General features: G+C 32.0%; 14 protein-coding genes. 4 read left to right on the top strand and 10 right to left on the bottom strand.

Features of this window, described 5'->3' with window-relative positions:
• Positions 1-34 precede the first annotated feature (34 nt).
• Positions 35-796, bottom strand: coding sequence for a TrmH family RNA methyltransferase (locus DFR54_RS08085; RefSeq protein WP_114289787.1), 762 nt, complete (start codon positions 794-796; stop codon positions 35-37).
• Between the two features lie 111 nt (positions 797-907).
• On the opposite strand from DFR54_RS08085, the gene DFR54_RS08080 reads away from it, so the two are divergent.
• The gene (locus DFR54_RS08080; RefSeq protein ID WP_114289786.1) at positions 908-1,183 is read left to right on the top strand and encodes an acylphosphatase; all 276 of its coding nucleotides are present in this window, start codon (positions 908-910) and stop codon (positions 1,181-1,183) included.
• Between the two features lie 81 nt (positions 1,184-1,264).
• The gene (gene yidC / locus DFR54_RS08075) at positions 1,265-2,185 is read left to right on the top strand and encodes a membrane protein insertase YidC (RefSeq protein WP_114289785.1); all 921 of its coding nucleotides are present in this window, start codon (positions 1,265-1,267) and stop codon (positions 2,183-2,185) included.
• A gap of 37 nt (positions 2,186-2,222) precedes the next feature.
• Here the strand turns inward: yidC and thrB are convergent, their stop codons facing one another.
• The 5 genes from thrB to trxB form a co-directional block, all read right to left on the bottom strand.
• Positions 2,223-3,086 carry a homoserine kinase gene (gene thrB, locus DFR54_RS08070; RefSeq protein ID WP_114289784.1) on the bottom strand — a complete coding sequence of 288 codons (864 nt, stop codon included), beginning with the start codon at positions 3,084-3,086 and terminating at the stop codon, positions 2,223-2,225.
• 14 nt (positions 3,087-3,100) lie between these two features.
• Entirely contained in the window at positions 3,101-4,387 is a 1,287-nt protein-coding gene (locus DFR54_RS08065) for a homoserine dehydrogenase (protein ID WP_114289783.1), read from the bottom strand.
• A 104-nt stretch (positions 4,388-4,491) separates the two neighbouring features.
• Entirely contained in the window at positions 4,492-4,797 is a 306-nt protein-coding gene (locus DFR54_RS08060; protein ID WP_086342645.1) for an ArsR/SmtB family transcription factor, read from the bottom strand.
• A gap of 20 nt (positions 4,798-4,817) precedes the next feature.
• On the bottom strand, positions 4,818-6,536 hold the full coding sequence (locus DFR54_RS08055; RefSeq protein WP_114289782.1) for a phospho-sugar mutase: 1,719 nt from the start codon (positions 6,534-6,536) through the stop codon (positions 4,818-4,820).
• Positions 6,537-6,761: 225 nt separating this feature from the next.
• Positions 6,762-7,679 (bottom strand): thioredoxin-disulfide reductase, encoded by a 918-nt coding sequence (gene trxB / locus DFR54_RS08050; RefSeq protein WP_086342643.1) that lies wholly within the window; start codon positions 7,677-7,679, stop codon positions 6,762-6,764.
• Positions 7,680-7,843: 164 nt separating this feature from the next.
• On the opposite strand from trxB, the gene DFR54_RS08045 reads away from it, so the two are divergent.
• Positions 7,844-9,208: an MATE family efflux transporter gene (locus tag DFR54_RS08045; protein WP_399284335.1), complete on the top strand. Its 1,365-nt coding sequence runs from the start codon at positions 7,844-7,846 to the stop codon at positions 9,206-9,208.
• Positions 9,209-9,406: 198 nt separating this feature from the next.
• Positions 9,407-10,492, top strand: a complete 1,086-nt coding sequence (locus DFR54_RS08040; protein WP_114289869.1) for an FtsW/RodA/SpoVE family cell cycle protein — start codon at positions 9,407-9,409, stop codon at positions 10,490-10,492.
• A 74-nt stretch (positions 10,493-10,566) separates the two neighbouring features.
• Here DFR54_RS08040 and DFR54_RS08035 read toward each other — a convergent pair whose 3' ends face one another.
• From DFR54_RS08035 to DFR54_RS08020, 4 genes are all read right to left on the bottom strand, one after another.
• Positions 10,567-11,394, bottom strand: coding sequence for a hypothetical protein (locus tag DFR54_RS08035; protein WP_114289780.1), 828 nt, complete (start codon positions 11,392-11,394; stop codon positions 10,567-10,569).
• Positions 11,395-11,406: 12 nt separating this feature from the next.
• On the bottom strand, positions 11,407-12,255 hold the full coding sequence (locus tag DFR54_RS08030; RefSeq protein WP_086342640.1) for a sugar ABC transporter permease: 849 nt from the start codon (positions 12,253-12,255) through the stop codon (positions 11,407-11,409).
• 1 nt (position 12,256) lies between these two features.
• Positions 12,257-13,558: a sugar ABC transporter permease gene (locus tag DFR54_RS08025; protein WP_114289779.1), complete on the bottom strand. Its 1,302-nt coding sequence runs from the start codon at positions 13,556-13,558 to the stop codon at positions 12,257-12,259.
• A gap of 65 nt (positions 13,559-13,623) precedes the next feature.
• The gene (locus DFR54_RS08020; protein WP_114289778.1) at positions 13,624-14,886 is read right to left on the bottom strand and encodes an extracellular solute-binding protein; all 1,263 of its coding nucleotides are present in this window, start codon (positions 14,884-14,886) and stop codon (positions 13,624-13,626) included.
• Positions 14,887-14,902 lie beyond the last annotated feature (16 nt).

The raw sequence follows: 14,902 nt of genomic DNA, 5'->3' as shown, positions 1-14,902 counted from the left end.
AGTTTATTAAACCTACTTAATAAATTTGTAATATTTAAATAGAAAACATGACAATACCAGCTGCTACTGCTACATTAAGTGACTCTGAATTGCCTAACATCGGAATAAAAACAGGATTATCAGCAAGCTCTATTAATTCTTTACTAACTCCTTGCCCTTCATTTCCCATAATAATAGCTATTCTTTCTGATTTTTCTATGTCTTTAAAAGAAATAGCCTCTTCATTTAACTCAGTCGCGTAAATTTTATAACCTTGTTCTTTAAGTATTTTTATTGTTTCAACTAGATTTTCTTCTCTTAAATTAATATGAAAATTACTTCCCTGCATAGAGCGAAGCACTTTTGTACTATAAATATCAGCAGTTCCTTCACCTAAGATAACACCATTAAAACCAGCAGCATCTGCTGTTCTAATCATTGTTCCAACGTTCCCTGGATCTTGGACATTATCTAACAATAGTAAATGATTAGTAGGTGTTTCTTTTTTAGTTTCAGTTTCTTTTTTGATTATTGCCATAATTGGCTGTGGACTTGGTAGGCTAGATAAGTGCTTAATAATATCTTCTGTTACTTGAACCAATTGCTCATCTGAAACCAGTTTTACCAATTCCTGGTAATCATTTTGACTACTTTCTGTTATTAGCAAAAATTCAAGGGGAGCATTATTTATTAAAGCCTCTTCCACTAAATGCTCTCCTTCGATTAAGTATCGATTCTCAAGGTCACGGTATTTTTTCTTCTCTAATTTTTTTATTTGTTTAATCCAATCATTTTTATTTGATTCTATTATTTTCATTTTGTATCCCTCTCAGTCTTGTATATTATATCAAAATTCTTAAAAAATCATACTAATATCAATACATATTTATTTGGATAAGATATAATAATAAAAAAGAAAGAGGTGCTTATGATGAAAGTTGCAATGACAGTATCTGGTAAAGTTCAAGGTGTAGGATTTAGATATACAACTAAAATGGTTGCTGATCAGCTTGGTGTTTTAGGCATTGTTCGAAATGAGGACAATGGAGATGTTTATATCGAGGCACAAGGTGAAGAAAAAAAGGTGAATGATTTTATTGAAGCAGTCAAAAAATCTCCTGCTCCATTTGGTCGTGTTGATCAAGTTACTTTTCATGAGGCAAACACTTCTAAAGAATATACAAAGTTTTCAGTTACTAATTAATTTTTAACGATTTTGATTGAAAAAATAGCCAGAATTAGATATAGTAAATCTTGTGTATATTAAAGTAAAGGAACGGATTAAATGAAACAATTAAAACGATGGATCGTATCATCTGGTTTACTAGGTTTACTTTTTGTTTTATCTGGTTGTGTACAACATGATAAAGCCGGAAACCCAACAGGAGAAGGCTTTGTTTATAAATTCTTAGTTGCTCCTATGGGAAATGCAATTAAATTTTTAGCTGATGACTGGGGATTAGGTTTTGGTCTTGCCATTATCATCCTAACAATTATTGTTCGACTAGCAATTATGCCTCTTGGCTTAAGTCAAATGAAAAAATCAATGATTCAACAAGAGAAAATGCAAGCTGTTAAGCCTTATACAGACGATATCAACAAACGATTGAAAGCTGCTACTTCTAATGAAGAGAAAATGCAAGTTCAATCTGAGTTACAAAATCTTTATAAAGAAAATGATATTAATTTAATGGGTGGACTTGGGTGTCTACCATTATTGATTCAAATGCCGATTTTTACAGCTCTTTTCTATGCTGCAAAATTCACTCAAGGTATTAGTGAATCAACTTTCTTAGGCATTGACTTAGGAAAACCAAGTCTTTTACTAGTTGCTTTAGCAGGTATTAGTTACTTTGCTCAAAGTTATATTAGCATGATTGGTATGGCTGAGGAACAAAAGAAACAAATGAAAATGATGAGCTACATGTCACCATTAATGATTGTTATGATTTCATTTAGTTCTCCTGCTGGTGTGACACTTTACTGGGTTGTTGGTGGTATTTTTAGTTGTATTCAATCTCTTATTACAACTTTATATCATAAACCAAAAGTTAAAGCAGAGCTTGCTGAACACTTTGCTAAAAACCCAATTAAAGCTGTGAAACCTACTGTTAAAGATGTTACTCCTAAAAAAGCGACGTCTACACCAAATAGCAAACCTAAAAACGCTCAAGGGCGTAATGCAGGTAAACAACAACGTAAATAACAAAAACTCCTACATGAGCGAATCATGTAGGAGTTTTTTATTTTATGACTTGAACACCAGTCAAATCTGTCTTTAATATTTTTACATCACACTCTTTAAATCTTTGTTTTAATTCTTTATGAATTGTGACTGTTTTTTCTGTTGGAGATAAAACCAAAATGGTTGGTCCAGCCCCACTTATTAATGCTCCGTAAAAACCTAATTGAGATTTTAAACTTGATACTAATTCAAATTCTTTAATTAATTTTTTCCGATATGGTTCATGCCATAAATCTTTTGTCATCAATTCAGTTGCCTGTTCCAGTTTATTTGCTACTAAAAAACTTAAAGCCATATTAGCAATACTACTTGCCATAACACCTTCTGAATAAGATAGTTCTTCTGGAAGCACTCCTCTACTCTCACTTGTAAGAAGTTCATACTTTGGAATAACAGTTATTAAACCACAAGCTGGAAAATCATGTTGATTATAAAAAACTGCGTCTTCTACCATTGTTGAAACAACAAACTTCCCTAGAATAGCTGGAGCTACATTGTCTGGATGTCCTTCTATTTCTGTAGCAATTTTTACTTTTTCTTGGTTGGTTAAATCTAAATCCCCCAGTTGATTAGCTAGCTCAATCCCAGCAACAATTGCTGAAGAGCTACTTCCTAATCCTCTAGCTGTTGGAATTGTAGTTGTCATTTTTATATGATGTGCTGAAATATCAGGAAACACTTTTTTAGCTACTTGAATGATTAAATTTTTTTCATCATGGGGGATATTTTCTAAATCATGACTAATTTTCCAAGTAGTTGTTTTTTCCAGAATTTCAATTTCTAAATACAGGGATAATGCTAAACCAAAAGAGTCAAAACCAGGACCAAGATTGGCAGTTGTTGCTGGTACTTTTATTATCATGTCCTACTCTCCTCTTAGTTTAATACTTTAAATCGGGATAATACTTCAAATCCAGTTTCATTCCCCAACTTAGTTTCAATTCGTTTAATTTTATCTAAACTAGCTTCATGAGTGATAATCATAATTCTTGCTGTAGCTATTTTTTCTGTTTCTTGTTTGATTTGCTCTAAACTTACATTTTCTGCTAACATAATTTCTGCTAATCTTTTAAAAACACCTGGTTCATCTGTTACTCGTAATGAAAAATAATGTTTTGAAATAACATTCTCTTCTTTAGCAAATGTTGTTTTATTATTAAACGTATTAAAACTTAAACCACTTATTCCTAAAGAAACATTTTTAGCAATTGTAATTAAATCACTCACAACACTTGTTGCAGTCGGTTTAGCTCCTGCACCAGGTCCGTAATACATTGATTCTCCTACACCAAAACTATTAATAAATATAGCATTCATTTCATTTTCTACTGTTGAAAGAGGATGTGTTTTAGGTACAAGAACTGGTGACACTTCCACATGAATACCTTCTTTAATTTTCTCTGAAAAACCTAATAATTTAATACTATAACCTAATGAATCGGCTGTTTTAATATCGTCAGCTGAAACTGTTGTAATACCTTTTCTCTCAATTTTTAAAGGATCAATATCCATTCCAAATGAAAATCTAGTTAAGATGACCATTTTATATGCAGCATCAATTCCTTCGACATCATTTGTAGGGTCACTTTCTGCATATCCTAAACGAGTTGCCTCTTGTAAAGCTTCATCATATGATAATCCTTTTTGAGACATTTGAGTTAGGATGAAGTTAGTTGTCCCATTAACGATACCTGAAATACTTGTGATTTCATCAGCTGACATACTATTAGAAATAGTTCTTAAAATAGGAATACCACCAGCTACACTTGCCTCATAATAAAGGAAACAATTATTTTCTTTTGCAATTTCTACTAACTCTAGCCCATGAATTGCTATTAAATCCTTATTGGCAGTCACAACATGTTTTTTATTTTTTAAAGCAGAGATGATGTACTCTTTTGCCAAAGTAGTTCCACCCATAACTTCTACAATGACTTGAATTTCTTCATCTTCTAAAATATCAGTGAATGAGGTGGTTAAATTTAAGTTGAACTTATCTGCGATTGTTTGTTTACTTTCAATATTTCTAACAAATGCTGTTTTAATATTGATTCTTGTTCCTGTTATATCTTCAATCTTTTTTTGATTTTCTTTAATTAGTAGAGGAACTCCAGAACCTACAGTTCCTAAACCTAATAATCCAACGTTCAATACTTTTACCATGTAACTCACCTTCCATTAAATATTACTCATTATTTTTTAATTTAATTACAAGTATACCTAAGTTGAGGTAAAAAAAAAAGCTATTTTCAAATTAATGAAAATAGCTAACATTCTACGTGACTCATATGAACAAAAGTTTCTGTTAAAATATCCACTACATGCTGATCATCTAAGGAATAAACAACAGACTTACCTTCTTTTCTAGATTTAACTAAACGATTTTCTCTTAAAGCTTTTAACTGATGAGAAACTGCTGATTGTTCCATCTCTAACAATTCCGTGATTGATGAAACATTCATCTCTTTTTCAGATAAAGCCAGTAAAATTCTTAATCTAGTTGGGTCACTAATACTTTTAAAAAATTTACTTACTTTTAAAATATTTTCTTCTGTTACATTATTGAGTGCCATCGCGACATCTCCACCTACTCTTATTTGATAAATCCTTGAACATCTTGCTCAAATGTTTCAATTTTCTCTTTTGTTTCTGCGTGACTATTACCTTTCACACCTAGATAGAATTTAACTTTTGGCTCAGTTCCAGAAGGTCTAATAGCAATCCAGCTACCATCTTCTAAAAAGAATTTTAACACATTTGACGTCGGTAATAAAATATCTTCTTCTTCACCCGTCAAATAATGTCTTTTTTGTGTGGCGTAATCTTCGTAATAATTTACTTTAACGCCACCAAATTCATTTGGAATATCATTTCTAACACTTGCCATTAGTTGTTGGATTTTTTCAACTCCTGTGATTCCTGGCATTGTAAATGAAATAGTTTTTTCATCAAAGTAACCAAACTCTTGATAAATTTCTTCCATAGCATCAAATAAAGTTTTATTTTTAGCTTTATAAAAGGCTGTGATTTCAGATAGTAACACTAAACTTTGAATCGCATCTTTATCTCTAACAAATGGTTGGACTAAATAACCATAGCTTTCTTCAAATCCAAATACAAATGTTTTAGATAAGTCTTTTTCAAAGCTTTTAATTTGTTCTGCAATAAACTTAAATCCTGTTAAAACATCAATCATCTTAACATCGTATTTTTTACAAATTGCTGTTGGCAATTCACTTGATACGATTGATTTAATGACTACTGCATTTTCAGGTAACGTGTTATTGGCTTTTTTAGCTTGTAGCAAATAATGAACCATAATACTTCCTAGTTGGTTTCCAGAAAGGATTTCATATTCGCCTGCTTGGTTTTTAGCTACCGCACCTAAACGGTCAGCGTCTGGATCTGTGGCTAACAAGACATCTGCATTTTCTTTTTCACCTAATTTAATGGCATATTCAAAAGCTGAAGCTTCTTCTGGGTTTGGAGAAGCTACAGTTGAAAAATTAGAATCTGGTTCTCTTTGTTCTGGAACTGTTAAAACATCTTTAAAGCCAGCTTGAGCTAAAGCTTTTTCACCAATCATTTGGCCTGTTCCATGTAAAGGTGTGAAGACAATTTTCAAACTATCTTTTGTTTCGTTTATCACATCTTTATTTACAGTAACTGTTTTTAAATTCTCTAAATAAACCTTGTCAACATCTTCGCCCACGATTTTAATTAAATCACCAGCTTCTGATTGAGGTGTAAATTTAATTTCTAGTGGATTACTGATTGAACGAACGTATTTAGTTACTAAATCAGCATCATGAGGAGGCATTTGTGCCCCATCAGAGCCATAAACTTTAAATCCGTTATAAGCTGCTGGGTTATGACTTGCTGTAATCATAATTCCTGCAACACAATTAAAATGTCTTACTGTGAAAGATAACTCTGGTGTTGAACGTAAGCTATCGAAAACATAGGCAGTAATTCCGTGTGCTGCTAATGTTTCAGCTGCTCCCATAGCAAATTCTGGCGATTGATGTCTTGAATCAAAAGCAATGGCAACTCCTGCTTTTTTCATAGAATCATCTAAAGAATCAATAAATAACGCTAACCCTTCAGTCGCTTGTCTAACTGTATAAATGTTCATACGATTAATTCCAGCACCAATGATGCCACGCATTCCCGCTGTACCAAATTCTAATGGAGCGTAAAAGGCATCCATTAAAGCCTCTTTATCCTCTTTATTTTTTTCTAAATCATTTTTTACTAATTCATCAATATTATTAAAGTTAATCCATTGTTTATATGTATTTTCCCAAGTCAATTTGGTCACCCTTTCTCATAAATTCTTTTTCATTATACCATTTGATGATAGATTAAGGGAAGAAAAAAAAGGAGCTGACTAAAAAACAGCTCCTTTTCACAATTATTATATATTTTTATTGTTAATCATTTAAAAATAAATAACAAAACAACTTTATAAACAAATATACTTATAATACACTTTAGTCATTTTTAAATTGAAACGGCATTCAAATTAAGAGAAAAACTAATCATCTAATTCTGTGATGTATTTATAAACTTCTTGTCCTGCAATACTACCATCACCAACAGCAGTTGCAATTTGACGAAGGACAGTATCACGAACATCACCAATAGCATAAATACCAGGAATATTTGTCTCCATATGTTCGTTTGTTACAATCCAACCTTCTTCATTTGTAATTCCAAGATCTTTGAAAGGTTCTGTTAATGGATCTAAACCGATATAGACAAAAACACCTTCTGCTTCTGCATTGGTCACTTCGCCTGTTTTAACATTTTTAAAATCAATTGAAGTGATTTGTTTGTCATCACCTTTAAATTCAACAGGTACTGTGTCCCATAAAAAATCTACTTTTTCATTTTTAAAAGCACGATCTTGAATTACTTTTTGAGCTCTTAATGTATCTCTTCTGTGAACAATCGTTACTTTACTTGCAAATTGAGTTAAGTATAAACCTTCTTCAACTGCAGAATCGCCTCCACCAATCACATATAAATGACGGTCTCTAAAGAATGCTCCATCACATACAGCACAGTAAGAAACACCGCGTCCTGCATACTCTTCCTCACCAGGGACTCCAATTTTACGATGATCACTACCAGAAGCAATAATCACAGTTTTAGCTTCATAGACTTCATCTTCACAATATACTTTTTTTACTAAACCTTCATTTTCAACTTTAGTCACATTTCCATATGTATGAGTTGCTCCAAAGTTTGTTGAATTCTCATACATTTTCATTGCTAAATCTGGACCAGTAATCATAGAGAATCCTGGGTAGTTTTCAACATCAGCTGTGTTCATTAATTGGCCGCCTGGAGCGCCTCTTTCAATTACTAATACCTTTAAATCAGCTCTTGACGCATATAAAGCAGCTGTCATCCCACCAGGTCCTGCTCCAATGATTATTACATCATACATTTATACATACCTCCATACGTGTTTTTGCTATTTAACTTTAACCCTTTCATAGATTTTTGTCTATCCTTATGCTCAAAAAAAGAGCCTTTAAAACCATTGACTTTCCTCGGATAATCGATAGAATACTTATTATCAATTTATTAAAAAGGAGTTTATGCCACTTGATCCATTCCAAAATAAAAGCATTTTTTATAGATAACCGTGCTTCTAATAGTGAATTATTATTTTTAAGTTGGCCTATTTTTGTTGAACTTTTTTTAAAAGTTTTTATTGGTAATATCAATGTTTGGATGATATCTCAACATTCTGAATTAGCTGTTGCTGCTGTTGCTTCGGCCAATCAACTACTCAATCTATCTGTTTTTATTTATGGATTCATTACTGTTGGTGTTCAAATTATTATCGCGCAATTAATAGGTGCAAGAAAACAAGAAGATATTCCTTATGTTATAACAACAGGAATATTAGGTTCATTTTTTATGGGACTTTTAATTAGTGCCGTATTCATGATGTTTCCAGAGCAATTATTATATACAATGAATTTACCTAGTGACATTGTAACTATTGGGATAAAATATTTACAAATTTATGGAGCGAGTTTATTTGTTTCTTCTATCTCAGCTGCCATCATTGCTATTTTAAGAAGTCATGGAAAAACAAAAGCTGCTTTAAAAATTCCAATGTTAGCTCTTTTATTAACTGTCATTGGTAACTATTTAGCTCTTTATTCGCCATTTGGACTACCAAATCTAGGTGTTGCTGGTTTAGGTATTTCCGCTGCCTTAGGTAATACAATTGCTTTAATTTATGGTTTTACTATTTTAAAGAAAGAAGTTAATTTTAATATTTTATCTCTTTCTTTTAAATACTTTTCAACTGAAAAATTAAGAAAAATATTGAAACTTGGTCTCCCTTCTTCAGGTGAGAACCTTTCTTATATGGCTTCTCAAGTAGTAGTTACCATGATTGTCGCTTCTCTTGGCCCAAATATTTTAATTGCTAAATCTTATGTCACAGCGATTACTCAATTTATTTATCTTATTGCCGCTTCACTTGCTCAAGGAAATCAAATTATTATCGGACGAAATATTGGCGCGAGAAATTTTGATAAAGCTTATCTTAGAGGAAAACATACTATTTATTTAGGAGTTGGTGTAACCTTTATCATTTCACTTGGAACGTTTATTTTTATTGAACCTATCATGCACATTTTTACTTATAATCCAGAAGTCATTGCGATTGCTAAAGTTGTTTTCCTAGTTGATATTTTCTTAGAAATTTTTAGAGCTATTAATATGACTATGGTTGGCTCATTAAATGCCTCAGGAGACGTAAAATTCCCTCTTGTGATTAGTTTGATTGTTCTTTGGTTGATTAGTCTACCATTTTCTTATCTTCTTGCTATTCCCCTTAATTTAAGTTTACTAGGTGTGTGGCTAGCTTATACAATTGACGAAGCTTTACGGGCTCTTCTACTGATAAAGCGTTGGAAATCAGGAGTTTGGCGAAAAAAAATAGACTTACTTTAACAACTTGAATATTTCAAGTTGTTTTTTTATTCTTTAAAATTTGATTAATAAACGTCATTTACGGTTATCTTTTATATTATTTAATGATAGTTTTATAAACGACGGAATTTTTATAAGAAGGTGATAAACTTGTCAAGAATAAATAACCGAAAATTAACACCAAGTATTAACTATGGGTTATTATTACCTATTTTTTTAATGTTAATCCTTAGTGTCTGGCTCCAATACTGGGTAGCTACTTACGAAGATGTTTCCCCTATTAAGCAAGCAGTAAAACAATTAATATTTATTGTTTTAGGATTAGCTGGCATGCTAATCATTAAATTTATTGATAAAAAAATAATTTGGAAACTCGTCCCCTGGATTTATGTTTTCTCTCTACTACTCATGTCAACACTTTATTTTTTCTACGACGTGACAATGTATAATATTACAGGAACTAAACGATGGCTTGATATTTTCGGATTTAAATTTCAACCCTCGGAATTAGCAAAAATTGCTTATATTTTGTTTATTTCCAAAGAATTAATTCAATATGATATCAAAACAAAAGTTAAAAACATTTCTACTGATATGAATCTTTTATGGCGTTTGCTGTTATTTAGTACTCCTTTATTTGCTTTAATGTTTATGCAAAAAGACTTTGGAACGTCACTTGTTTTCATTTGCGTTTTAGGAGCACTATTAATTGCCTCTGGAATTGATTGGCGAATACTAACAACCATTGGGGCATTATTAGTTGCATTAGGTGGTTTTCTGATCTTTCTAGTTTTCACAGAAAATGGCAATAATATTTTAAAACTTCTTCATTTTAAGCAGTATCAATTAGACCGAGTTCTCGCTTGGCGAGATCCTTATGCCTTTGCTGACAGCATTGCTTATCAGCAAGTACAAGGTTTTGTAGCTATGGGTTCTGGAGGTATGTTTGGAAAAGGTTCTGCTGGAATAGATGTTTATGTGCCAGTTAGAGAGTCAGATATGATTTTTACCTTCATTGGGGAAGCATACGGATTTGTAGGAGCTTCATTAGTAATTATTTTATACTTCTATCTATTTTTCCAAATTTTTTATACAGGTATGAAAAGCAACTCAAAATTTAATATCTACATTTGTGTAGGTGTTGTTTTTATGCTCGTTTTCCAAACTTTTGAAAACATCGGTGCTTCAATCGGATTACTTCCATTAACTGGTATTCCACTACCTTTTCTAAGTCAAGGAGGAACTTCTCTAATTGCCACACTCATTGCATTAGGGCTAATTTTGGAAATGAATGTATATGATTAAATTGACACAAGAAAAGCTATCAAATAAATGGTTTTAACGCCACTTATTTGATAGCTTTTTTATGTTAGAAATAGTTATTTATCAATAACAATCTTACCCTCTTTTGCTAAGCCGTCATTAAATTTGGTTTTAGCAAAAATAATTAAAAGTTGAATCGCTAATCCAAATGATTGAATCGTTAATATTAATGTAATATCATAATAAATTAACCCTGCAACCATGGCGATTAAATGACTTAAGAACATAGCATTTAATACTAAATTAACTGATTCCTTAAAGCTTCTTATAGAAGATAAGTGATTTTTCTTTGTTAACCAAATGAAAAATGCTGCACCAAACACTAAAAATAGTGTACTACTAAATACAAGTATACTAACTAGTAAAGTCATACTCATAATACGATATGGTGTATTTTGATAGTTCCATTCTTTGGTTAACCAAGTTTTAAAAGATTCAACTGAATCCCATTCACTAGAATTCCAATCAGTTGTATATCTTAAATTAAACTTCAAACCATTTTTATCCTTCATGATTAATTGGTCTTTAGTAAAATTCAAACCAGTTTCTATTTCTGAAAAATTATTATCTGACTCATTTAGATACATCCCTGAACTTTCAAGTTTTTGGTTTGTTGACTTTAATTCTCCTTGAACTATTTCAATTGTATTTAAATCTTCAACTGCCATTTTATCAACTTGATTCATTAAATTAGGCATAATGCCATCTAATTTAAATTCTTGAGTCTTATTAGCATTTAGTGCTACTGGATTGAGTAACATAAAAATCAGAAAAATAATCACAATCATCATTTGCCAAACGTTTAAGTTTTTTCGATTTAAAAACATTTTCTTAACGGATAATGAACTTGCAAAATAAGAAACTGGAAATTGATATACTTTCATTGGTTAAAACTCCTATCCTTTTGTTCCACCTGCAATTAATCCTGATACAAAGTTCTTTTGTAAGAAGAAGAATAACACCGAAATTGGTAGAGCAATTAATATTGCCCCTGCAGCAAAAAGTGAAACTTGTTGGTCTTTTGAATTACTAATAAAGGTTTGTAGTCCGACTGCTACTGTAATTTTTTCAGGTGATCTTAGTAAGAATTTAGCTAACATAAAATCACCAAACGGTCCCATAAATGCCCACAATGCTTGAACAGCAATCATTGGTTTTACTAATGGTAACACAATTTGACCGAATATTCTAAAGTGACCGGCACCGTCTAACTTCGCTGATTCATCTAAATCGATTGGCACTGTATCAAAGTAACCCTTCATTAACCAAGTGTTCATTGGAATACCTCCACCAATATAGATTAGTGTTAAGAACCAAGGTTGGTCTAAAGCATTTAGTAATAAAGCCATAACATAAAAGGCAGTTAAGGCAGCCATAGTTGGTACCATTTGAACAATTAGAAATAGTTTCAAGCTACTATTTCTTCCAATAAAACGGTATCTACTGTATGTATAACCTGCTAAGGTAATGATTGTTACCTGACAAATCATTGTAAATGTGGCAATGATAAGTGTGTTAAAGTACCAGTTACCATATAATGTTTCTTTAAACAAACGGCTAAAGTTATTCAGCGTCCATTCACTATTAAAATTTAAACTAAAAGCACTTACGTTACCTGCTTTAAAAGCTGTACTTACAGTAATTAAAATTGGATACAAAACAATGATTGATAACACAATCATAAATAAATAGGTGAAAAAATGAGTTAAAAATTTAGTTCTTTTGACGGAGTTATGTGATTTCATTTTATTTTCCCTCCATATCAAATGCGTTTGTTTTCTTAAAGACAATCAGTGAAATACTAATAACAATAAATGAAATGATTAATGTAACTGCAGCAGCTACTGAGTACTGTGGTGCATTTCCTGTTGTTAATTTATAGATCCAAGAAATCAGGATATCTGTAGACCCTGCTCCACCACCAACACTTCCTGGTCCCCCATTGTTAAACAGGTAAATCATTGAGAAGTTATTAAAGTTACCTGTATATTGAGTGACAAAAATTGGAGCTGCAACAAATAAAATCATTGGCATCGTAATAGATTTAAATCGTTGGATAGCATTGGCTCCATCAATTTTAGCTGCTTCATATAATTCTTCTGGAATCGATTGTAAAATACCTGTTGTCATAACATAGATATAAGGGAAGCCTAACCATCCTTGAATCATAATAATAGCAACTTTTGTCCAAAACGGATCAGTTTTCCAAGCAACTGCACCAATATCAACAAATGGTAAGTGATTTAACATTGGAATAACTTGAGTGTTAATCGCACCAATACTATCATTAAAAATATTTGAGAAACTCATAATAGTAATAAAGGCTGGTACTGCCCAAGGTAATAAGAAAATAACACCAAACCATCTCTTACCTTTAATAAACTGTTGATTAGCAACAACTGCTGTTAGAACACCTAAAACAATTTGTAAAGTAGAGGCACAAATTGTCCAAATAACGGTCCAGCTAAAAACAGCTCCGAAAGTTGCGCGATATGAACTTAAGAAGAAAATACTAAAGAAGTTTTTAACGCCAACCCAGTCAATCAAGCCAGCTGGTGGGATGTGTTTGAAATCATAATTTGTAAATGCCATAAATAATGTTACTAATACCGGAAAAATAATAGCAATTGTCATAACAATATATGCTGGTAATGTTAGTAAGTAGGGAAATCCCTCATCTAACATATTATTGATAATTTCTTTTGTTGTTGTATTAACTTTTTGACCGCTATTCCATTTTTTAGCAACTGATTTAGCATCCTTTATATTAAAAACATAGAAGACAACAAAAACAAAAGTAATAATAATTTGAAGAGTTCCCTCAATAAGTAAGAATAATGAGTGGTCTTCCATTGGTACTGTACCTAATGTAATAAATCCATCTATTGCTGAAACACCAAATGTAAAGAGTTCAATTACAAAGGCAATAAAGACACCTAAGAAAATAATCCCTTTAAATTTTTGTTCATTATAAAATTGTCCTAAACCAGGAATAAGTGACAGTAATGTTGCTTTTTTAACATCTTTTTGTTTGCTAGTGGTAGCCATGGTATGTCTCCTTATCTAAAATAAGACATCGGCAGAGTCTTTAAATAGCTCTGCCGATGTGACTCTTATTCACCGTATTTTTGATCGATATTTTCTTTAATAACTTTAACTGCTGCATCAGCTGCTTCTTGAGCTGTTTGTTTACCAGAAGCTGCGTCAAACATTAAGTTTTCTCCACCAGTCCAAACTTCAGCCATTTCTGGAATGTTTGGCATTGGCTTAGCATTTTCGTAACCAGCAATAACTGCGTTTGTTAATTCATTATTTTCTTCAGTTGCTTTTTTACGAGCATTGTTGTTTGCTGGAACTTCTTGAGTCATTTGGTAATATTTCTCCTGGTTAGCATCATTTGTTACATAATCAACAAATTTTTGAGCCACTTCTTTGTTTGTTGAATAGTTACTAATTACCCATGCTTTACCACCACCAAATGCTTGGTATTCTTCACCATTTTTTAGTGCTGGAATTTTAGCTACCCCAAAGTTAACACCTGCATCTTTGTAGTTAGCTGCTGCCCAAGGTCCATCAATGATTGCTGCTGTTTTTCCATCAACAAATTGATTCGTTACAAAATCACCAGCTGCTTTAATATCCATCATACCTTTTGGCCAAACATCTTTGAACCAACCAGTTGCATATTCAATACCTTCAACAGCACCCTTGTTGTTTAAACCAACATCTTTAGGGTCTGTTCCATCATTACCAAATACATAACCACCGTAACCAGAAATTAAACCGTAAGTAAAGTAAAAATCAGTCCATTTTGCTAAAAAGGCTGTATTTTTTCCTGCTTCACCAGCAAAGTCATATTTTTTATCTTTTGCAAGTTCTTCAACTTCTGCAAAAGTTGCTGGAGCTGCATTAATTAAATCTTTGTTATAATACATTACTAAAGTTTCAATTACAGATGGAGCACCGTAGAATTTACCATCTACTGTTACTTGTTTTTTATCTGTATCATTATAGTTAGAACCATCATTTAGTGTTACTTCAGCTAAATGTCCTTGTTGTCCTAAAGGTCCTAAGCGGTCATAAGCTGACATCATAACGTCTGGTGCTTTACCAGCAGGTCCATCTAATGAAAGAGCATCTAATTGATCAAACATATCTTTTTCGATTACTTTAATTGTGACTCCGTTTTCTTTTTCAAAATCACCTTTAATATCATTGATATACTCCACATAACCTTTATCAACAGATACTTCTAATGTTTTTGAATCTTCTTTACCTGCATCCTTCTTATCTTTACTTCCTCCACAAGCAGCTAATGATAAAACTGCTGTTGCAGCTAATAATCCTAGACCAATGCGTTTCCATCCTTTTTTCATTGAAAAAGCCTCCTAT

This window comes from Vagococcus fluvialis, assembly GCF_003337315.1.
GTDB lineage: Bacteria > Bacillota > Bacilli > Lactobacillales > Vagococcaceae > Vagococcus > Vagococcus fluvialis.
Note: the sequence above shows the minus strand (reverse complement) of the source record. Positions and strands in the feature narration are given on the sequence as shown.